This window comes from Acaryochloris thomasi RCC1774 (assembly GCF_003231495.1).
Lineage (GTDB): Bacteria > Cyanobacteriota > Cyanobacteriia > Thermosynechococcales > Thermosynechococcaceae > RCC1774.
Window position 1 is genome coordinate 29832 of sequence record NZ_PQWO01000016.1, and the last position, 21057, is coordinate 50888.

At 50.5% G+C, this 21057-nt stretch carries 17 protein-coding genes and 1 pseudogene; 5 read left to right on the forward strand and 13 right to left on the reverse strand.

The window, feature by feature from the left end:
• Window positions 1-50 precede the first annotated feature (50 nt).
• The 3 genes from C1752_RS20620 to C1752_RS20630 all read left to right on the forward strand — a co-directional run bounded on the left by C1752_RS20620 (window position 51) and on the right by C1752_RS20630 (window position 2766).
• The gene (locus tag C1752_RS20620; protein WP_110987946.1) at window positions 51-1340 is read left to right on the forward strand and encodes a four-carbon acid sugar kinase family protein; all 1290 of its coding nucleotides are present in this window, start codon (window positions 51-53) and stop codon (window positions 1338-1340) included.
• An 89-nt stretch (window positions 1341-1429) separates the two neighbouring features.
• Window positions 1430-2077 (forward strand): Uma2 family endonuclease, encoded by a 648-nt coding sequence (locus C1752_RS20625; RefSeq protein WP_110987947.1) that lies wholly within the window; start codon window positions 1430-1432, stop codon window positions 2075-2077.
• 92 nt (window positions 2078-2169) lie between these two features.
• Window positions 2170-2766 (forward strand): Uma2 family endonuclease, encoded by a 597-nt coding sequence (locus C1752_RS20630; RefSeq protein ID WP_110987948.1) that lies wholly within the window; start codon window positions 2170-2172, stop codon window positions 2764-2766.
• A gap of 50 nt (window positions 2767-2816) precedes the next feature.
• Here C1752_RS20630 and pdxH read toward each other — a convergent pair whose 3' ends face one another.
• Together pdxH and C1752_RS20640 are read right to left on the reverse strand one after the other, a co-directional pair.
• A complete protein-coding gene (gene pdxH / locus C1752_RS20635) occupies window positions 2817-3482 on the reverse strand; it encodes a pyridoxamine 5'-phosphate oxidase (RefSeq protein ID WP_110987949.1) in 666 nt (221 codons plus the stop codon).
• Between the two features lie 43 nt (window positions 3483-3525).
• Window positions 3526-5331: a DUF2339 domain-containing protein gene (locus tag C1752_RS20640; protein WP_110987950.1), complete on the reverse strand. Its 1806-nt coding sequence runs from the start codon at window positions 5329-5331 to the stop codon at window positions 3526-3528.
• Between the two features lie 392 nt (window positions 5332-5723).
• On the opposite strand from C1752_RS20640, the gene C1752_RS20645 reads away from it, so the two are divergent.
• Window positions 5724-6440 carry an NADH dehydrogenase subunit K gene (locus C1752_RS20645; protein WP_110987951.1) on the forward strand — a complete coding sequence of 239 codons (717 nt, stop codon included), beginning with the start codon at window positions 5724-5726 and terminating at the stop codon, window positions 6438-6440.
• Window positions 6441-6459: 19 nt separating this feature from the next.
• Here C1752_RS20645 and C1752_RS20650 read toward each other — a convergent pair whose 3' ends face one another.
• The 8 genes and pseudogenes from C1752_RS20650 to C1752_RS20685 all read right to left on the reverse strand — a co-directional run bounded on the left by C1752_RS20650 (window position 6460) and on the right by C1752_RS20685 (window position 15189).
• Window positions 6460-7875 (reverse strand): cytochrome P450, encoded by a 1416-nt coding sequence (locus C1752_RS20650; protein ID WP_110987952.1) that lies wholly within the window; start codon window positions 7873-7875, stop codon window positions 6460-6462.
• Between the two features lie 176 nt (window positions 7876-8051).
• Window positions 8052-8681, reverse strand: coding sequence for a Uma2 family endonuclease (locus C1752_RS20655; protein WP_110987953.1), 630 nt, complete (start codon window positions 8679-8681; stop codon window positions 8052-8054).
• A gap of 117 nt (window positions 8682-8798) precedes the next feature.
• A complete protein-coding gene (locus C1752_RS20660) occupies window positions 8799-9317 on the reverse strand; it encodes a DUF4279 domain-containing protein (protein ID WP_110987954.1) in 519 nt (172 codons plus the stop codon).
• Between the two features lie 151 nt (window positions 9318-9468).
• A pseudogene (locus C1752_RS30355) lies at window positions 9469-9808 on the reverse strand (HepT-like ribonuclease domain-containing protein).
• Entirely contained in the window at window positions 9780-10112 is a 333-nt protein-coding gene (locus C1752_RS20670) for a nucleotidyltransferase family protein (RefSeq protein ID WP_110987955.1), read from the reverse strand. Before C1752_RS20670 ends, C1752_RS30355 begins: the two are co-directional and overlap by 29 nt.
• Window positions 10113-10190: 78 nt before the next feature.
• Complete coding sequence (locus tag C1752_RS20675) at window positions 10191-10631, reverse strand: hypothetical protein (protein WP_110987956.1); 441 nt, start codon at window positions 10629-10631, stop codon at window positions 10191-10193.
• 71 nt (window positions 10632-10702) lie between these two features.
• Window positions 10703-12370 carry an ATP-binding protein gene (locus C1752_RS20680; RefSeq protein ID WP_110987957.1) on the reverse strand — a complete coding sequence of 556 codons (1668 nt, stop codon included), beginning with the start codon at window positions 12368-12370 and terminating at the stop codon, window positions 10703-10705.
• 65 nt (window positions 12371-12435) lie between these two features.
• Window positions 12436-15189, reverse strand: coding sequence for a cation-transporting P-type ATPase (locus C1752_RS20685; protein WP_110988005.1), 2754 nt, complete (start codon window positions 15187-15189; stop codon window positions 12436-12438).
• A 232-nt stretch (window positions 15190-15421) separates the two neighbouring features.
• On the opposite strand from C1752_RS20685, the gene C1752_RS20690 reads away from it, so the two are divergent.
• Window positions 15422-17071, forward strand: a complete 1650-nt coding sequence (locus tag C1752_RS20690; protein WP_110988006.1) for a cation:proton antiporter — start codon at window positions 15422-15424, stop codon at window positions 17069-17071.
• 725 nt (window positions 17072-17796) lie between these two features.
• Here the strand turns inward: C1752_RS20690 and C1752_RS20695 are convergent.
• The 3 genes from C1752_RS20695 to C1752_RS20705 form a co-directional block, all read right to left on the reverse strand.
• Window positions 17797-18465: a TVP38/TMEM64 family protein gene (locus C1752_RS20695; protein WP_158535152.1), complete on the reverse strand. Its 669-nt coding sequence runs from the start codon at window positions 18463-18465 to the stop codon at window positions 17797-17799.
• Between the two features lie 340 nt (window positions 18466-18805).
• Window positions 18806-19726: a class I SAM-dependent methyltransferase gene (locus tag C1752_RS20700; protein WP_110987959.1), complete on the reverse strand. Its 921-nt coding sequence runs from the start codon at window positions 19724-19726 to the stop codon at window positions 18806-18808.
• Window positions 19727-19936: 210 nt separating this feature from the next.
• Window positions 19937-21019, reverse strand: coding sequence for a sulfotransferase family protein (locus C1752_RS20705; RefSeq protein WP_110987960.1), 1083 nt, complete (start codon window positions 21017-21019; stop codon window positions 19937-19939).
• Between the last annotated feature and the right edge of the window lie 38 nt (window positions 21020-21057).

The following is a 21057-nucleotide window of genomic DNA, read 5'->3' on the forward strand; positions in this document are numbered from 1 at the left end:
GCATCGCTTTCATACCTGTGGGCACATGATGACAAGCTAAAACTCGATGAATGGCGAAATATCCTAAAATTATCGTTTTCGATGATGATCCCACCGGTTCACAGACGGTGCATAGTTGCCTGCTGCTGCTGCAATGGGATGTGGAAACGCTGAGAGTGGGGCTTCGAGATCCGTCCCCGCTATTGTTCATTCTCACCAATACCCGCGCCAATCCCCCAACCGTCGCGGCCCAAATTACACAAGAGGTCTGCCGGAATCTAAAGGCGGCAGTGACCGCTGAGGCGATTCAAGACTACCTTGTCGTCAGTCGATCAGATTCGACCCTCAGGGGGCACTATCCTCTGGAGACCGATATTATTGCTCAAGAATTGGGTCCATTTGATGCCCATTTTTTGGTGCCCGCCTTTCTGGAAGGGGGACGGATCACACAGGAGAGCATCCACTACGTGCTCACAAGGGGAAAACGCATTCCAGTTGAACAAACGGAATTTGCCCAAGATCCTGTATTTGGCTTTCAGCACAGCTACCTTCCTGACTATGTAGCCGAGAAAACCCAGGGGCGTATTACCGCTAGCCAAGTCGAGCGCTTTTTAGAGCCAGTGGAGCTGAAGCGCTTGCTGCAGCTCAAAGACAATCAGTGTGTAGTGGTAGATGCCCAAGTTCAGACTGACCTCGATCAGTTTGCGGTTCAGGTACTACAGGCCACTCAGCAGGGAAAACGATTCCTATTTCGCAGTGCGGCGAGTTTGCTGACGGCTCTGGCACAACTCCCACCCCAGCCGGTGCCGGCAGAGCAAATAGGCCAATACCGACGTTCTGTAAATCCAGGCATTTTTATTGTCGGATCTCATGTCCAAAAAACAACGCAACAGCTCAGCCATCTCTTGAAGCAGCCAGAGACAATTGGCATTGAGATCGATGTAGCTCGACTGAGCATGGACCTCTCCAGCGAAGTTATGAAGCAGGTGAGAATGGCTTACGAGCAAGGTAAAACGCTTGTGGTTTTCACAAGTCGCCAAGCATTGTCCTTTGCCGATGCAGAAACCCAACTACAGTTTGGACAAACCGTGTCTTCATTTTTGACGACGATCGTGCACAATCTGCCCGAGGTGGGGTATCTCGTCAGCAAAGGGGGAATAACCTCGAACGCGATTTTGACTGAGGGGCTACAGCTCAAGCAGGTTCGATTGCTGGGGCAAGTTCTTCCCGGTTGCTGCTTGGTACGGACGGCTGCTGAGCATCCCACATTCCCCGAGCTTCCCGTCGTACTTTGTCCAGGGAATGTAGGGGAGATAGACACGCTCACGGAGATCTATGAGCGATTTAGGGCTTACAGATAGGCGCTCAATTGACAGGCAGGATGGGGTAGGGGAATGTGGTCTAGGTTCCACAGCCTAGAATGAAGGGAGTTTAGGAATCGTGTTCCGTTATGGTTAGTGCCGTTCCTTTGGTTAAACAGCCTGTGCCGCAGCCGGTTGGTGAGCAGCGTGTGGTGCTGAGATCGCTTACCTGGCAGGGATATCTGGCCGTGCGACAGTCCCTTAGCTCTGATCGCAATACGCGTCTAACCTACTCCGAAGGCACGTTAGAAATTACCATGCCCCTTGAGATTCATGAGTTTTCGGCTTGGTTGATTGGGCGCTTCATTTATATTCTGGCATCAGAGCTGGGAATGGAGATCAAGACAATGGGCTCAACAACGTTGGATCGACAGGTTTTGAATCGCTCCAGTGAACCAGATGCAGCCTATTACATTCAGAATCAGCCATTAGTAGCGGGGCGGGATGTGGATTTGGATCAGGATCCACCGCCGGATTTGATTGTGGAGGTTGATATTACCCACACAGATATTGATAAGTTACGGCTGTATGCGGCAATGGGCGTGCCGGAGTTTTGGCGATATAACGGCGAGATTTGGCGAGTTTATCAGTTGCAGGATTCTGTATATGAGGAGCTGAAGAGAAGTCCAACTTTCCCACAGGTACCACAAGCAAAGCTATATGAGTTTTTGGCCGTGGCTCGGATGAGTGAGATGAAGGCTGACCGAGAGTTGCGAGAGTGGTTGCGATCTTTATAGTGGGGCGGCTTTGCTCACCCAGCTAAGTGCAGGGTAAGAAACGTAGGTGACACAGAGGTCATAATTAAAGTTATCCAGCGAGAGTCTATGCCATGCTTGCTACTCCACAACCTCAACGAATGACGGTCGAAGCGTATCTAGAGTGGGAGCCTTTTCAAGAACTTCGCTATGAGTTTGTCAATGGCGAAGTATTCGCCATGACGGGCGGCACACTACCTCACAATGATATTGCGATTAACTTACTGACGGCTCTAAGGCCTCAGCTTCGCAAACAGGGTTGCCGCATCAATATCGCTGATGCCAAGGTCAATATTACGCCGACGATCTACCGCTATCCTGACCTCGTTGTGAGCTGTGATGCACGAGATCGGGTCGCCCTCGACGCGATCCAATATCCCAAGCTCATCGTTGAGGTCCTTTCCCCAGGAACAGAGGCACATGATCGCGGCGACAAATTCAAAGAATTCCGCACTCTAGGCAGCTTAGAAGAGTACGTATTGATTAGCTCTACAGAAATCAGCGTCGAAATTTATCGCCGAGGCGAAGGGCGACTATGGCTGTACACAGCCTATGAAATAGGAGATTCTATAAAGCTTGAAAGTATTGATTTTGAGTGCCCAATTACGCTGCTTTATGAGGATATTTTTCAATTTGAGTCGACGGAAAACAAAGAGGGTCATTCAGCCTGAGACATGATGGATTCCTCGCTAGCAATGCAGCACTGCGACCGTCAACGGCCCTAAGGCGACAGACGCTCAATTTTCCATTGCTGGTCCGAGAGTCGATAGCAAAGACGATCGTGGAGTCGGTTGGGGCGACCTTGCCAGAATTCAATTAGATTAGGCATCAGTCGATAGCCGCCCCAGTGTGGTGGTCGGGGGATGGGCTGATCTTGGTACTGCTGCTCTAGGTCGCGGAGGCGAGTTTCTAAGATGTTGCGATCGCAAATCACCGCACTCTGCTCCGACGCCCAGGCCCCAATCTGACTCCCACGGGGCCGACGGTGAAAATAAGCCTCCGTCTCAGCATCAGAGATCTTGCTGATCGCCCCCTCAACCCGAACCTGACGCTCTAACTCAGCCCACCAAAACACTAGCGCTGCGTATGGCGTTTGGGCTAATTCTTGCCCCTTCCGGCTGTGATAGTTGGTATACAGCATGAACCCTTCGGGACTGCAGCCCTTGAGCAACACCATCCGAGCGGCAGGTCTCCCGTCAGTAGTGACCGTCGCCAACGTCATTGCATTCGGTTCGGGTAACTCAGCCTCCACCGCCTGATCAAACCAAAGCTGAAACTGCTGGAACGGATCTGCCGAAACATCAGATTCCAAAAGAGCCTTGTATCGATAGTCCTGTCGGAGGTCTGCAATCTCCACTGAACGTCCTTCAGAACTTGCCGAATTCATTCTCAAATTACCTCTACACCAATAGACGGGAGCGGCCTATATTTTACGCATCTCGCTCAGAAATGTCTTGGCTTGCCTTCGGCTTCCACAATACCTGGAGGGCATAACTGAGTCCTAAAAAGACAGCCCCAAAACCTAGAGACAGCAAAATTCGCCAGAGCGCTTCTACATTGGCAAGATCGTAGAGGATTAGCTTAGAAACCGCCAGCAGCAGCGTTGCTAGACCGGTCCAGCGGAGCGCTGACCAATCCTGACGTAGCCCCACAATTAAAACCCCAATCGCGTAGATACCCCAGGCCACCGTGACATATCCAGCCCCTTGAGCCGCTAGCTCTCGCCACAGCCAGATTAGCAGCTCGAAATGAACAACAAGCTGATAGAGCCGCGCCATCGATTTTGCCCGGATCATCAGTGAGGCAAGTAGCAAAAGACCCATTGCCACCAAGTCAGCCAATGCCCGAGGATTGAACAGCATCGGCACGTTTACAGTGGCGTCCAGCCGCACCAGAATCCAGCAACTCACGGTGGCAGACAGAAGATGGGCGGGTACCAAAAGCTGCGGCGTTGCGGTTCGTCGCGCCACAGTATGAACCAACAACGCCTCTAAAGCCAGGATCATGAGCAGCACATGCCCCTGAAAAATGGCAGGCAAGGCCAGTGAGAACAGAACAACAGCTGTTAGCCAGTGCGTATTACCCAGAAGTTTGAGCTGATTCCGCTGTCGCAAGGCTGAGCCGCCCGCCCCGTAAAGCAGGGCTGCAGCAACCGTGAGCCACCCCAGTAGTTGGCGGCCCAAACCCCAAATCGTCCCCGTCGCCAATAGCAACCCAAGGGGCGTTAGGAATGCGATCGCATATATCGTCGGCGTTCTCAATGCTGCTAACGGCGTCGAGTTGGAACGTTTAAGCTGAAACAGCACGCTAGCGATGGGAATAATGGCAAAGGCAACCCACCCCAGCAAGAATCCGGTTTGGATGCCCATTAGATCGGGATTTGCGATCGCAACCTTTAACCATTTGCCATAGTTGTCAGTCCCTCCCAGCGAGACAGAGCTAATAACTGACCAGCCAAAAATCATCCCGACGCCGATATAGGTCGTCCAGAGCAGCGACTGCCAGCTTTTATAAAAATAGATGCCGCTCGTGCCGATCAAAATCAAGCAGGTATAGGCAACCAGCGTCACAGGGCTACCCTGATCGCTGTAGAGCAAAAAGGGCGTCCCTAAACCTCCAATGGCCCCGACCACGGCTAAAACAGCCTGACTGGACCGCCAAGACATCACAAACGCCAGCAGCGTCACCAACACCATCCACACAAAAGCAGCAGGATAAGCCAAGAGCTGATAGAGCTGGTAAGCCGCAAACCCTGTGATGTAAAAGGTACCAATACTGCCGCCAATTAAGATTTGACTCAGAGCAGACCGCTGCTGCTGCAGTCGCCAGCCCAAGAAAAAGAGCACACAACCCAGTCCGAGACCAAACCCCACCCGCACTTCCGGGATAATCCATCCCTGGTCAATGGAATATTTGAACAGGAAAGCAACGCCTAACAGCAGCAGGCCAATACCGAGGCGGTTCAACCAAAATTCTTCGCGGTTTACCCCAACTAAGTTCGGGATTTTGAGAGCGGGCCTCTGTTTTCTTTGAGCGTCGGAGACATCAGAGACAAAGACGACCTCATCCTGTGGAGCTTGAAGGAGTTTAGGGCTGACAGCAGGACGAACATTAAGTTCGGGATCAGAAGCATCCAGTCGAGGAGGGACGGTCAGCTTCTCTAGCGTTTTCTGCAGATCAGAAACGACTAATTCCAGATGAGCAATACGCTTTTCTAGGTCTACATTATCGGCCATAGCCTTGATGCGTAACGGCTTGCTTTCAGCATATCTAGTGATGTCAGGGTGAATCGTGACTTTTGTGCCACTTTAGAAAGCGGGTTTAGAGCGATATAGCAGTACCTAGCTGAGTTAGGACAGCCATTTCTGCCTACAGATGGGTTTCAGCCATTTTTATGTCCTAAGCAATACGTGTACTGCTGTAAACCCAGATCTGCAGGGTTAGCACCCACTTAAACCAATTGATTCAAGGGTTATCCAGCGCAGGGCATCACAATAAACACCCATCAACTCACAGCATCTAACAAATCAATGGAACATTGAGGTAAAACTGTTGTTACATTAAGGAGTGGAGAGCGTCACTCAGCGTTCCCTTGCGAATTGACCTGCTGCAAGTACATAAGACTGCTATGCCCCCATCGACCTCCGACTCCAACGGACAGATTTTATACCCCGCCTCTCAGTCAGAACTCCCCCAAGAGCTAGCTGAGAACGTCATTCTGTCATCTGTAAGCGACCTCTATGACTGGGCCAGACTCTCAAGCCTATGGCCGCTGTTGTACGGTACCGCTTGCTGCTTTATTGAAGTTGCGGCGATGATCGGCTCTCGATTTGACTTCGATCGCTTTGGCCTCGTGCCGCGTTCCAGCCCCAGGCAGGCCGACCTTTTGATCACAGCGGGCACGGTCACGATGAAGATGGCCCCAGCACTGGTACGTCTCTACGAGCAAATGCCGGAGCCTAAGTATGTGATTGCCATGGGTGCCTGCACCATTACCGGCGGCATGTTCAGTACTGATTCCTATTCAGCAGTGCGCGGCGTCGATAAGCTGATTCCCGTTGACGTCTATTTGCCAGGGTGCCCACCCCGGCCTGAGGCGGTGATGGATGCGATTGTGAAACTGCGCAAGAAGATTTCTAATGAAGATATCCGTGAGCGGGGGCAGATTGCACAGAAGCACCGCTATTACAGTACGGCTCATCAAATGAAGGTCGTACCTCCCATTTTGACGGGTGAGTATTTAGAGTCAGCGACTCGCAAAGCGCCTCCGGCAGAATTAGCGGCGGCAACGACGATGCCAGTGCCCGCTCTGAAAGTTCCAGAGACAGAGTCAACAGAGGCTTAGCCGCTCGCAAAAACTCTATTCATAAGCAAGTCACTTCCTCTCGAGCCTGCAGCTTGATGCGGTAGTTGCTCTTGATTCTCTTGAGCGGAAACTGAATAAAGTCGGCGTCGCCCATTAAGTCCCAGTCAAATCGCTGCAGCAGGTGAAGGATGAAGATCTTTGCAGTCGCGATCGCAAGTTGCGCTCCCAAACAGGCATGAACACCCCCACCAAATGGAATAAACTCATACATCCGACCTTCACCCTGCTCTGGCAGAAACCGTTCCGGCTTGAACTGATCGGGATTCGCAAAATAAGCCTCAATGGCGTGGGCAATTCGGGGTTCAGCAATCACATTCCAGCCGGCCTTGAACAGCACTCCATCTAGGGCAACCGACTTCGTCAATTTGCGGGTGGCCGTAGAACTAGGCGGCAACAACCGTAGCGTCTCCTTGATCGTGGCATCTAAAAACATTAGGGGCTTCAGTTGTTCCATCGACAGCGCTTCTAGATGCTCCTCTTTACCAAGGACAGCAACCTGCTCGGCTCGCACCTGCTTAATGCATTGGGGGTATTGACCCAATTGGTACATCCAGGAGGACAGCAAAATAGAGACTTCGTAGTGAGAAGCCCAAAGCTGCAGTAAGCACTGATTTTCGATCAAATCATCGCTAAAGACGCTGTCTGGATTCTCTTGCTGACTCGCTAGCATCATGGATAAGAAATCAGTAGCGGGTTCCAGAGGTGTCTGCCGACGCTGTTGAATCAAAGCGCGCATAAAGTCGATAAGCTTAGCCCTAGCCCGCTTGCCACGGCCAAAGGTGGTCAAAGGCGACTGCCATTTAACGAGGCCATAGAAACCATCAAAAAAGGTTTGATATTGCCGCTTCAGTTCAGCCTTCGTAGAGATCGGGAGTCCGGTTAAAGCAACGTCTCCTTGACTGAGCGGAATTCCTAAGAGCTGCAGGACCAATAGATCAAAAACGAAGTCTTCCAGCAACGGCGTGAGGGCAATAGGCTGAGACGCATCCCAGCTCTGCAGATGTTCTGTGAGCAACGGATGAATCTTAGCGCAGTAGTCGGCTAGCATATTACCGCTGAAGGCAGGCCGCACAGCACTTTTCCGTTGGCGATGTAAATCAGGTCGCTGAAATAAGCTAAACTCGCCAAACATATCCATTGTGGTGGCGGGCAAGCCAATTTCTGTATAGTCAGCATCGCCATTGAAGGTCATTTGAATGGCTTCGGCAGAACCGACAAAGACCGTCGTTCCACCAAAGACGCTGGTTTTAAAGACGGGGCCGTATTGGGCTAGATTGTGACGGCAGAACTGATCAGGGTCGGCAATATAAGCAAGGGTATCCGTCCACTTTGGACGACGGGGTGGCTCAGAAAGCTGTTCTGGCGGCGATTGCTCATCAGAGAACACGGTCCAGTTTTTGAGGGGTTGATCCATTACAGCGATAGAGGTTAAGCACTACTCTTGCAGTCTATGGCAAGCCCCCTAATTTCACTAACGGCAGAGGCTACAACTTCAAAGCTGGGGAGAAGTATTTTTCAGCTAATGCCAACTTTTCGGATGGGGGTGGAGATCATGCCTTTCGTCTAAAACGCGACTTGGCTTTGGATGACTTAGACGTTTCCAGCGTTCAAAACCATTGCAGCAGTCAGGTTCAGATTAGGGAAAGTGGATGAAACAATAGTCTGATTGCCTCGAAGCATCTGAATTTCGTATTCTCCATCCACTAACGTACAGACAGAAAGAGTGGGTTGTTTAGGCTTCCCAATGTGTCGAATCCCGCCTAAGCCTGCGTAGTCTGCAATCCAATATTCACGAATGCCCAAAGCTGCGTAGTCTTCGACCTTGCGGGCATAGTCATTTTGCCAATTGCTACTCACCACTTCTACGACAAATTTAATTGAACTGCCCAACGTCAGAATAGACTGCTCTAGCCACAATGGTTCTTTTGCCAGCTCTGTACGATCAATGACGGCGACATCAGGCCGAAATGCTGTCATCGCTGCATTTGAGGGGCGCAACAGTCCGCGCTGAAGAACAAAATAAGGCAGATTCGCTTGATCTATTTGGACGCAGATTTTTGTGTTGATGAAAGCTGAGACTTCCTCATGTTGACCGGTTGGCTCCAAGTCAAACACCTCTCCGTCAATGAGTTCGTAGCGGTTGCTTTCGCCATAATGAGCTAGGAATGCTTCAAAGCTCAGAGGCTGCTGTTGTATCAGTTTGTCGGTTGCAACGGCCATCAGTTATTTCAGCCCAATCAATACGCTCAGTCTACCAAATTCGATATATGACAGATATTGAGGTGTGCAGATCACAATATCCCCTGTGGTCAGCCTTTTCGTAGCTTGATTCTCTTGCTAGTCAGGTAATTCAGGACCGCTTGTGTAGAGATCAATATCTAGTTCACCGCCCAATTCAGCAAGGTGCTTCAAGACATCAGAATCAAGATGCCAGCCACCAGACGAACCTTGATATTCGTAGTACGCAACACTGATGAAGAACTCACACGTTGGCGGCAATGCTCTGACGTCTTCAGTTCGCAAGTCGCCGAACAAATGCCTGAGCTTTGTTTCAAAATCAAGACAATCAGGGACATCGGGCTTATATTCCCAGCGATGTTTAGGACATCGTCGAAGACCATTGGCTATTGGATCACCTTTTGCTTGCGTCTTAGTTGGCTGAAGTGACAAAGCTGCAGAAATTTCTGCCGTTGTCACGTCTGTGCTATAAACTCCAGCGCATATCTTGACATGAGGGCTAACAAAACCTCCTGCGATTTCAGGCACCTCAGCATCGCAGCACACCATAACAACCCAGTAGTAGCGTTCATCGCGCAGCTTTAGGTAGACCTGTTGGCAGTTATGACCAGCTCCCACATAGGCAAGCGGTTCATCAGCTAATTGATGGACAGCGAAAAACTGCTCAGTGACGCCCCATGTTGGCGAAAGAACTTCTGCGATCGCAACTGCAGCAATCTCAGCGTCAGAGTGGTTTGTGGGAGTCAGATGACGCTCCTATCTACTCTTCTCAGGACTCGGGAGGGATCTTCGATTTCAGGTCTCCAATCAGAGGCAAAATTTCAGATTGAACAACATCCCAAACGATATTGAGATTTACATCGTTATATTCATGAACTAAGCGATTTCGCATGCCAAATATTTCATGCCATGAAATATTTGGCAAGGTCTGTCGAGTTGTCTCGGATACCCGTCTTGCAGCTTCAGCAAGCACCAACAACCGCCGAATTACTGCATCTTGAAGTTGCACATTTTCTGCAAATTCGTTTTTTGAGCATTGGGCTGTAATAGGTCATGATTAGTTCTGCTGATTGCAGCATATCAAGCAGGAATTGAAGATCCCGTTGCATAAACAACCTGAGCTGAGGAGAGAATTTCTTGGCGGCGTAAGTAGTTGCGACTGGTTTGAATACCCTGGCGGGTAACCAAGTCAATATCCCGATGAAAAATGCTTCTCAACTCTGTCTCCATCTGGTCGAGAGTACTGAACTTGGGGTGAGCATCAGGGTGAAAGCTTACCATTACGTCGATATCGCTATCGAGGCGAAAGTCATCACGGAGAACGGAGCCAAATAGGGCAAGCTCAGTGACTTGCCAGCGTTGACAAAACTCATCGATTTTGGTGGTTGGGAGTGCGATCGCTGCAATGGTCATAACGAAAACCTGGATAGATTGATACCAAGCTGGTAGACGCTGGGAAGGAGGCACTATCGGACAACATCAACGGTACGGTTATGGATAAACTCTGGAGAATGAAGCCTGGTCAGAACGCAACAGAAAATCATTAATTTCTTTAAGAACTCTTTGTGCAGTCTTGTCATCAAAAGTAAAAAGCAACAATATAGGGCGAGAATAACGTTTAGAGCGAATTTCCACTCTGTGCTTATATTGCATTCTTCCCTCTTCGGTACTGTATGCATTTCTCTCTGCTGCCAACGGTTCGGGAATAGTTACAGGATGCATCCGTACAAAAGGAACCTGCCGCTCCATGCTACATTCCAGTCCTATTTGAGGCGACCGCGTACAATTTAGCTCTACAGGAAGGAATCTGAAGAAGTAAACTATTGAAATAATGATAGTCACCACAAGCACAAGAACAACAATAGCAAACTCTTCTGAGGGAGAAATTTCACGGTTTTTCTGCGTTTTTGTATTATTTGGTTGAATTTCCATTGGGATAAAATGCGGTTATGGCGCATTTGCTTTATGGACGTCCAGCACTCCCATCATAAATGCTTGATTCCTTACTCGATTGCAACCCCATTCACGGTCGCAGCCACCCGCTGCCCCACTAGCTCAGCCTTTGCCGCAGCGCGCTCGCGCTTCCGATGGGCCTTGAAATGCTGCTGCCACAATGCCGGAGCATTCAACGTCTCACCACCATGATCCGTTAACCGCTGTCGCACCTTACAAAGCACAGGCGTATTCACGCACATCCCAGAAATAATCACTTGGCCCTTGGTTAACGCAGGCAATTCCTGCAGCAAGTCTCGCCCCGCCGCCTCCACGCCATATTTGAGGCTCTCCTGATCGACGGGATTCACAATCCGCATGATGAACTGACTCATACACTGGGATAACACATCAGAATCCAGCTTCCCAGGACGCTGCGTAATCAACCCTACCCCCAAACCAAACTTACGTCCTTCACTCAAGATCGTACGGATCACAGCTTTGCAGCGCGATGGTTCATGGGCCGGGGCAAAGCGATGAGCTTCCTCTAACAAGATGAAAACCGGATAGGGTAGGTAGTTCTCATCTTCAGGCGTATTGTTCTCTTTGAGAGTATTCATGCGGGCTTGATTAGCCTGCCGCAGAATGGCAGCACAGATCACCTGCTGCTCTTCTTGACTAATTTCATTCATGTGCAAAATTGTCACTTGACCTGGCTCAAATAGATCGCGGGGAGGCAAGTGCTCAAAAGCATGGAAATAGGGCGATCGCATTAACTTCTCCAGCTTCCACTCCAAAGCGGAAGCCGACGATCCTTGCTTCTCATTGCCGTTGTCATCTTCAACGGTGTCGGCCATGTTGACGGCAAAAATTAAGTCTTGAATGTCCCAACGTTTATCTTTGCGGAGAGTGCCAAACGCTTTATTAAGAATGGCCTGCTGGCGATCGCTCATCTCCGGTAGCAGCATCAAAATATCCGCATAGTCGAGGGACGAAATCCGAATTCTCACTTCTTCCGGTTGCAAAACCTTCACCAAGGGCGCATAGCCGTCATCGCTCTTAAATGCCGGATGACCTCGCATCTGTTCGAGGGTGCCATATTCCCCGTGAGGGTCAAAGATCAGCACAGCGGCACGATTATGGGGCAGCAGCAGCTCCTCGATCAAAACCCCCGCAGTGTAAGACTTACCCGAGCCAGTACCCGCAAGAATCGCCATGTGGGTACTTACTAACTCTTTGACATCAAGACTGATAGGAACCGCATTTTCCTGTCGCAGCAGCAAAGAGCCAATAGCAGCAGAGCCGACTTCACCAGACTGCTTTTTGTTGAGAATGTGGCGCAGGGTGACATCATCAGCCATGTACACCCTGGCTCCCGGTTCTGGGGGCTGGCGCGGGTTCATAAACCCGAGACTTTGATGGAAGTGCCCCACCACTTCCACGGCGACTTCGTATAGCTCAGGGCTGGCGTGCTTAAAGCCAATCAGTGCGGCAATGGTGCTGGGGTCAATTTCGGTGTCGGCAAACATCCGATCGGGGAGGTGATCAACGAGCGTACAGGCTGAAATTTTGCCGAGAACATCGAGGGTTTGGTCGCCGACTTGAGCCAGACGATAGAAGACAAATTCTCCGATTTTGATGTGTTCTGTATCAGCCGTAATGAAGACGTATTGATTACCGTGTTCGCCTGGACCTTTAACGGTTCCAATCGCTGTAACCTCAGAACGCTGCGTTTTCACCCTGAATCCTCACTGTTGGCATTTAGATGACATAGTAGACGAGGTGAGGGAAAACGCCCAATTTTTTAGTGCATGTTCAATCTCGGATGAGCGACAGCTTTTCCCTGAGGTGGATCAATAAAATTGGCAAAGATTGCCAGCGGTACCATGGGCAGCATGGGTAACAAGCAAACGAGCCACTGCTCTGGGGCCAACGGCGCAGTCTCAAATAATGTGTTCATTACCGACCACTGACTAAATATAAACTGCAGAGCAACAGCAGCAACAATACCCACTATCAAGATAGGCGCACGAGTAATTTTAGACCTGTGGCGAATCACGCTGAGCAGGCTTATTCCCAATTGGCTGATGCTGAGCAGATAGACGATGCGAGCAAAAACAAGAGCTTGGATCGCCATTGTCCGAGCAATGGCAATGTCCCCAGTAGTGGATTTAGCCCACTCAAATATGCCAAAAATCAGAATCCAGTTAAAGAGCGAGACGGTCAAAATTCGACGCAATAATCTCCCTGTAATCAGGGGTTCATTGGGATTGCGCGGAGGCTGCTGCATCAATCCGTTTGACTTCGGTTCAAAGGCCAGGGGAACCGTCATCGTGAGGGAGTTGATCAGGTTGAGCCACAGGATCTGGAGCGAGAGGATAGGCAAATCCCTCGCTAGGAATGCACTAATCAGAATAGTCATTGATTCGCCGCCGTTGACCGGCAAGAGAAATGCGATCGCTTTCCGTAGATTTTGATAAACGGTCCGCCCTTCTTCTACAGCCGCTTCAACGGAGGCAAAGTTGTCATCCGTGAGCAGCATGTCAGCGGCCTCTCTCGCCACTTCCGTACCGCCTTTCCCCATCGCAGTGCCGATATCGGCTTGTTTGAGGGCTGGGGCATCATTGACGCCATCCCCTGTCATGGCAACGACTTCGCCTTTAGACTGAAGTGCTTCGACCAGTCGTAATTTTTGAGTTGGGGCGACTCTGGCAAACACGTCTCCATCTTCAACCGCCTGAGCCAACTGGCGATCGTCCATACGTGCCAACTGCTGCCCCTCAAAAGCCACCACTTGCTCAGCTTTCTGGATGCCCATGCGGTGAGCAATCGTCCGGGCTGTAGCAATGTGGTCTCCGGTGATCATTTTCACTTGAATTCCGGCCGACTGACAGGCATGAACGGCAGCGATCGCCTCTGGGCGGGGCGGATCAATCATGCCCTGCAGCCCCAGAAAGGTCAGGTCTGTTTCGATATCTTCATGGTCAATGGAATGCTGATGGGCATGCGCTTCTTTTTTGGCAAAGGCAAGTACCCGTAGTCCCTGCTCTGCCATCTGTTCGACGGCCTTCTCAAGTTGTACAGGGTCTAGGACGGTCTTCTGATGGTCATGTCCTATCATCTGGGAGCAGCGGCTGGTCAGAGATTCAACCGAACCCTTAACGTAAATAACGGGAACAACTCCATCATGCAACGTTGCCATGTACTGATACTGAGATTCAAAGGGAATCGCATCTAGTCGTGATCTTGAAGCCGCTAAACTAGCCTGGTTCAGGCTGGCTTTGGCTGCTGCCGTAATCAACGCTCCTTCTGTGGGGTCTCCAACGACGGACCAAGTATCATCTGTTTGTTTGAGCTGGGAGTCATTGCAAAGCACACCCGCAATCAGGCACTCCTCCAAAATGGGGGGCAGTCCATCTTCGAACGGTTCGGCAGAACTATCGCGGCGCGTGAGGCGAATATCTCCCTTGGGGCTATAGCCACTACCGCTAACCTCGTAGTGTTCTCCTCCGGCATAGATCGCCTGGACCGTCATTTGGTTTTCGGTCAGCGTTCCTGTTTTGTCGGAACAAATAACGGTAGCGCCCCCCAAGGCTTCAACGGCTGGAAGTTTACGAATAATGGCATGACGACGGGCCATCCGGTTAACACCAATAGCTAAGGTGATAGTGACGACCGCGGGCAACCCTTCTGGAATCGCGCTGACAGCGAGGGCGACGGCAGCTTCAAACATATAGATCCAGGATTCACCTTGACCCAACCCAATGACAAAGGTGAGGGTTGCGAGGGCCAAAATGCCGTAGAGCAAAATGCGACTGAACTTGGCAAACTTGCGGGTCAAGGGAGTACTGAGGTTGACCCGCTGGGTCATCGATTGAGAGATCTGCCCCACTTCGGTTGTGTCTGCGGTGGCGACCACAATCCCAGTCCCCTGCCCAAAGGTGACGAAACTCCCTGCATAAGCCATATTGGTCCGTTCTGCGAGGGAAATATCTTCGGGTAGGGGCTGGATCGATTTATCCACGGGGACCGATTCTCCGGTCAAAGCTGATTCATCGATTTGCAAACTGCGGGTCTTCATTAGTCTCAAGTCTGCGGGTACTTTATCGCCCGATGTCAACAGCACGACGTCTCCGGGGACTAAGTCTTGGGAAGGGATTCGCAGCGTTTGCCCCTCCCGCAAAACGGTGGTTTCTGTGGTGACAGCTTTAGCTAGTGAGGCGATCGCTCCTTCTGCTTTTGCTTCTTGCACGTAGCCGATCACGGCATTGATGATCGTTACGCCCCAGATCACCGCGGCATTGGTCCAGGAGCCTAGAAATGCTTTAACGCCGCCTGCAATCAACAGAATGTAGAGGAGTGGCTGGTTAAACTGTAGTAGAAACCCCAGCCAGGCCGGTCTTCCGGGCTTAACCGGGAGCTGATTCCAGCCATAGGTTTCATAACGACGGGCGACTTCTTCTGCTGTTAGCCCTGTCTTGAGGTTGCTATCGAAGACTTTAGTGACTTCAGGGCTGGTAAGGTCGTGATAAGAACGAAATTGCAATTGAGCTGGCATCATAACCCCCAATGCAAGAGACAGAGAATCTGTCTTTACACCTCAATGCTAACAAGGGCGAAATCTCACTTTCATTGCACTTCCATATCGTGAGTATAGGAATTGTGCATGTCTGCTGCTGAAATGGGACACACAGTTGAGTGACCTATTTGAACCCGAGAGCCGACCTAGGCCGATATAATCCCCGATGATATGGGCAGACCTGCTCTTTGCTAATTTCTTTGTGAGTTTGATGCTTCAATTTAGTAATCCATATTATGAAATCGCGGCAATTCTCACCATTGCGGCTGGCGTGGGTGCGCTAGCGGTGCGGCTGCGGCAGCCATTGATTATCGCTTTCATTGCTGTGGGGATTTTGGTCGGTCCGGCGGGACTGCGCTGGGTGGCCTCCACGGATGAGGTAGAGCTGTTTGCCAAGTTGGGGATTACACTACTGCTGTTTGTGGTGGGTCTCAAGCTAGATCCTCATGAGATTCGGGCTGTGGGACCGGTTGCGATCGCAACTGCCACGGGTCAAATCATCCTCACAGGCGGCATCGGCTACCTGATGGGCCTGGGCCTGGGCTTAAACAACATTGAAGCCTTTTACGTTGCCACGGCCCTCACTTTCTCCAGCACCATCATTATCGTCAAACTGCTCTCTGATCAGCGGGAGATCGATTCGCTCCACGGTCGGATTGCCGTCGGCGTTTTGATTGTGCAAGATATTACCGTCATTGCCGTCATGATTGCGCTCACGGCCCTCACGGGGGACGAAGGAACCGTCAGTCTAGGGCAAACCATTGTAGAAGTCTTGCTGAAGGGAGCCGCGTTCTTAGGTGCGATCGCACTTTTTACGCGCTATATTTTGCCGCGACTGCTGCACAGCGTCGCTCGGTCTCCAGAGCTGCTGGTTCTTGTAGCAATCACCTGGACTGTAGCGTTGGCGGCGGAGGCTGATACGTTGGGGTTCAGTAAAGAAGTCGGGGCGTTCTTGGCAGGGGTTGCGATCGCATCCACCCCTTACAGAGTCCCTATCTCCTCTCGACTCGTCAGCCTGCGGGATTTTCTGCTGCTGTTCTTTTTTATTGAGTTAGGCGTCAACATTGACCTGCAGTATCTAGGGCAACAGGTTATTCCCGCCCTGATCTTTTCAGCTTTCATACTACTAGGCAAACCGCTAATGGTTGTCGTGCTGATGAGCATCATGGGCTATCGCAAATACACCAGCGCCCTCACCGGCCTTGCCCTCAGCCAGATTAGCGAGTTTTCCCTGATCCTGGCATCCCTGGGCGTCGGTCTAGGACAAATCGACAAACGCATTTTGGGCCTGATCACGCTCATTGGCTTGATTACGATGGGGCTGTCGAGCTACATGATCATCTACAGCCATGTCATCTATCCTCGACTAGCAAACTGGCTCGATTTGCTAGAGCGGAAAGTCATTCATCCCCACCACTATGAAGACCCAGATTCAGAGTGGACGCCCGTTGATTTCATCGTCTTTGGTTTGGGGCGCTACGGGGGCAGCGTCGTACACGATCTCTGCGAATCAGGATTCACAGTGCTGGGGGTTGATTTTGATCCTGAAGTGGTGAGCTTCTGGAACCGCCAAGGGCTGCGAACCCTCTATGGTGATGCCGATGACCCAGAACTGGCGGCCCTACTCCCCCTCAAAGAAACACGCTGGATTGTGAGTACAGTTCCTAGGTGTGACGTGGGCCTAGCGTTACTCCATACTCTGCAGCACCATGACTACAAAGGATCTGTCGCTCTCACCAGTCACAGCCAGCGAGATGAAGAGATTTTGCTGTCGGCAGGCGCAAATAAGGTACTGCTTCCTTTCCGCGATGCCGCGAAGGAGGCCGCAAGGATGTTGACCCACATTGAGATGTCCTCCTAGGCGAAGCGTTTTGACTTTATGCCCTTCGTCTTGAGTTTGCTCTCCGAGCCAAACACATTTTGGATGCGGCTGTAACATTCGCGAACAACAGTTGGGGGCTGCAGCTCAGCCTTTTTCCACAAGTAGGGTTGTTAAGAAAGTTCATTTTTCTTCGATAAATCCTCCCATTAAGATGAACTTTGCTTGCAGGAACCGACGTTTTTTTCAAGGAGGACTATATTAGTAAATGAAGCAGTCAATGCTTCCCTGGCAGATGAAACAGCCAAGTCAAACCTACAAGAGGAAAGAGCTGTTGAGATTAGTATCTGTCTCGCTAAAACAAAATAACACCCGCGTCTGTTATTGACGTTCTCTCAAATAAAGAGATGGGAGTTCAACTGAGTCTTAGAGACTGTAATAGTTGCTCCACATAGCATCGAGATGAATGAGAGAGATTTACTCAGTAACGTTTAGGTCGGGTGTTATTTGCTTTAAATGGAGTTTTTTGACTTCAACATCACCTCAAAAGTGAACCTAGGGATAAAGCCTTATACTCTTCTCCAGTAAGGTGAGTTTTTCTCTCTATTTTGATTGTTTTCCGTAGGTTTTAAGTCACTAGCTTCCCGTTAACTTGTTGTCCATCGGCACAGACTTTATTGAACCGAGAGTCAGCATTAATAAATTCAAGAACGATTTAATCAATCGAAGCCTCTCGCTAGATAATTGACTTGATCTACGCAGGAAGGCTACTGAAACGAAATCACATCCGCTAGCCCAAACCAGTTGCGTCGCTTTACTCCCCATGCCAAAACGCCAAGGACAGCGATAAAGACTAGCGCAATGGCTAAGGTTGCACTAGAGTTCAGCATTATTGCAGCGCCTAGGTGGGTCAGTAGAAACGTGCAGGGCATAATGCCCAACAGACAAGGAAGGGCAAACCAGATGAACGACAAGCCAGAAATACCTGCACCATAGCTGATCAGGTCGTAGGGAATCACCGGAATCATATGGGTAATCATCACGACCCAGCCCAGATACTTCTCCCCGCGATGTTTTGAGAGATAAATGGCCTTTCCGGTCAAAACTTTAACGGTTGCTCGCCCCCAAGTACGACCAATCCAATAGGCAATGATGCTCCCCAGATAAATGCCAATCGTGCCATAGATTCCCGCTTGTATCGGTCCCCAAATCGTTCCTGCCGCAATGGTGAAGGGAGTGCTTGGGATCGGGCTGACGACGATGGCGATTGCCGAGAAACTAATGAAGACGAGGATGCCGATCCAGCCCAGTCCATGCAGATACTGTATCCATTGCTGGGGTGAATGCCAGTCGATCCCTGCTTGGGTGACGAGCCAACCGCTAAAGATCGCGCACAGTGCAGTGACAAATAGCGCAATCCAGTGGGATGGCTTCAATCTAATAAGGCTTCGAGACCGTTTGGGACGCCGAGTTTTTGTCCGCGTAGGAGAAGAGTTTCTGGAGACATTAGAAGCGCGTCTGACAAGTTTTGGCACAGGTGGAATCAGTCGTATTGTTTTTCAACGGGAATGCGGCGGTCGTTGCACAGTCAAGTCACTGCCTGAGTCCAATTTATTCGTCACAGAAATAGAGCCATCATACCCAGAGGTTCGCAGACGATTACAGAGGCTACGCTCCACAATATACTACTGATGCCCGAAGTCCTCCGCAAATGGTTTAGCGACGCGGATATTATTTTCTATGGGTAACACCCTGATCACACGAGTCTCCCAGGCGTCACACTGCTGCCATTAAAGCCCCTGGAGCAGCAGGATTAGGGTCCAAAGTTCCGTGGCTAGTAGCATGCTCAAGCATCACAATGCTACTGCCCTCCGTCATGGCTTGCCAGGATTGGGGGGCAAACCAGCGCAAACAAGGCGCTAAAACTTTGAGTTGCCCATGCAGGCGCTGGAATTGACGAGCCGCAGTCCATAAAGATCGCAGCTCAGAGACTTCCCAGCCTAAGGCTTGGAAAAACTTCGTCCCCTGTTCTGGAGCAAATTTGAAGGCGGGACGCCCCTGATTAAAGTAATCGCGGTAAATCTTGCCCTCGTTTGATTGCTGCCACTGCTGCAGAAAGAGAGGGGGTAATAATTCGAATAGCCACCAGCGAAGATTGCACTGACGCTGCAGATCCTCTGCAAGCTGCGTGACTTGTGCCTCAGAGAGATACCCCAACAGTCCCTCTGTGATGACCAGTGTTTGCTTGGCTGTCGCGTTCACTTGGTCAAGCAACTCCTGCCTAAAACGGGTATTCACTAAGTCTAAGCTGACTCTCTGTAAGCGGCACTGCGGTCGATGAAGCTGTAATTTTCGTTCTTTCTCAGCCATCAAGTCCGGAAGATCGACCTCTACCCAATTCAATGATGGGGGTAAAGGTAGGCGGTAAGGCCGGGTATCTAAGCCTGCTCCCAAATTTAAGACAAGATTGACTTCACCCGTCCCGACAAGCTTCAGAATCAGATCGTCCATAACTCGCGTGCGAATTGCGATCGCATCTCTATTCCGTTCCTGATCTCCGAGAATATAGGTGAGCTGCTGCCCCCGATTCCCTAACAAGAGTCGTGCGAAAGGATCATGGAATAAAGCATCTGAACGCTCAGATTCCAACGCTCGATGCAGAGCCACGAGATACGCCGTTTCCGAAATTTTGTCCACAACCCTCTACAGAATCTATTCATTCAGCATAGGCAAGAACTATCAAGAACTTGATGAGAATAAGGGGATAATTAGTAGAAATTAGTAGACTAAAAAAGATTGAAAAAGCTCAATTGATGTCAACTGATTCTTAGATGAGAGAGAAGAAAAGACACCGCTGCCATCGTCCTTTGAGATGCACCGATGCCCTGACATCAACGCATCAAGCTATTAGGCATAATTCCATTTTTGAATAAAGAGCTGCCAGAGTCGATCCACTTTTGCGCGATCTTCTACATTCGGAGAGTAGCTATTTTTTTGATAGGCACCTAATTTTTGCAAATAGTCCTTAAAGTGCGGCTGAGCCTGTTCATAATCAGGCAGATTGAGGGTGTTATATATTTTTGCAAGCTGCCCCATCGGGTCACACTCAAGATCTTCAAACCGAATCTCGACAAAACTATCGTGGGGGAGTTGCTCACTATCAGCCTCTAAAGCACCCATTAGCCGGGGATAGCTTTCTAGAATAAGCTGATCGATGGGCAGCTCATCGTGGGTTTGCAGAGTCAGCTCAGGCAGGAGCTTGGTAAAAAAGTGCCGCGTCGATTGAAAGACCGTATAGGGGTTGCGATAGATGTGGACAAATTTCGCCTGAGGCCAAATTTCGCGCAGTTTAGCAATATGCCCCACATAGACCGGATTCTTCATCAGGATGCGCTTTCCGCCCTGATGGACTGAGACCTTGCTTAGGAACTGAACGTGGCGCTGTTTCCAAAGCTCAATCTCCTGTTCGCTGCAACCTTCGAAGTAAACGCCCCGCCGAAAGTGATATTCAAACCGCCTCGGGAAATAGAGACTGTGATAGTAAGACAGCGGCAGCATACTCGCCAGCGCAATCGAGTCTTCTTGCGGAGAGTTTGGCGTGACAGCCACATTATCAACGTAGCGATCTTCCGGCAGTGCCTTTTCCAGCAGTGGTTCAAAGGCGCGCACAATCCCCAAGATGTCCCAGGGCAGACCCGTTGCCAGCGGAGAAATATAGCCAAAAGTCGGGTCTTGGCTCATCAGATTGTGCAGATGGGTGGTGCCCGAGCGCCAGTATCCCACAATAAATATTGGCGACTCTATCGGAGGGCGAGGGTTGATCGCTGAGACCAGTCGTTCTGTAGTGGTGATCGGCCAGCGCAGGAGCGTAAACCCCAGCGCAAAGGCAGCGTGAGGCAGGTACTTGGGCGCAATGGGGCCATTCTGAGTCAGGAGCTGCGAAAGCGTGTTCAGATTACTCCCGCACAGGGGATGAAAAAGGCTGGTCATAGTCAGGAAGACGCTCGCTTGAGGGAACTGTGCCGAGA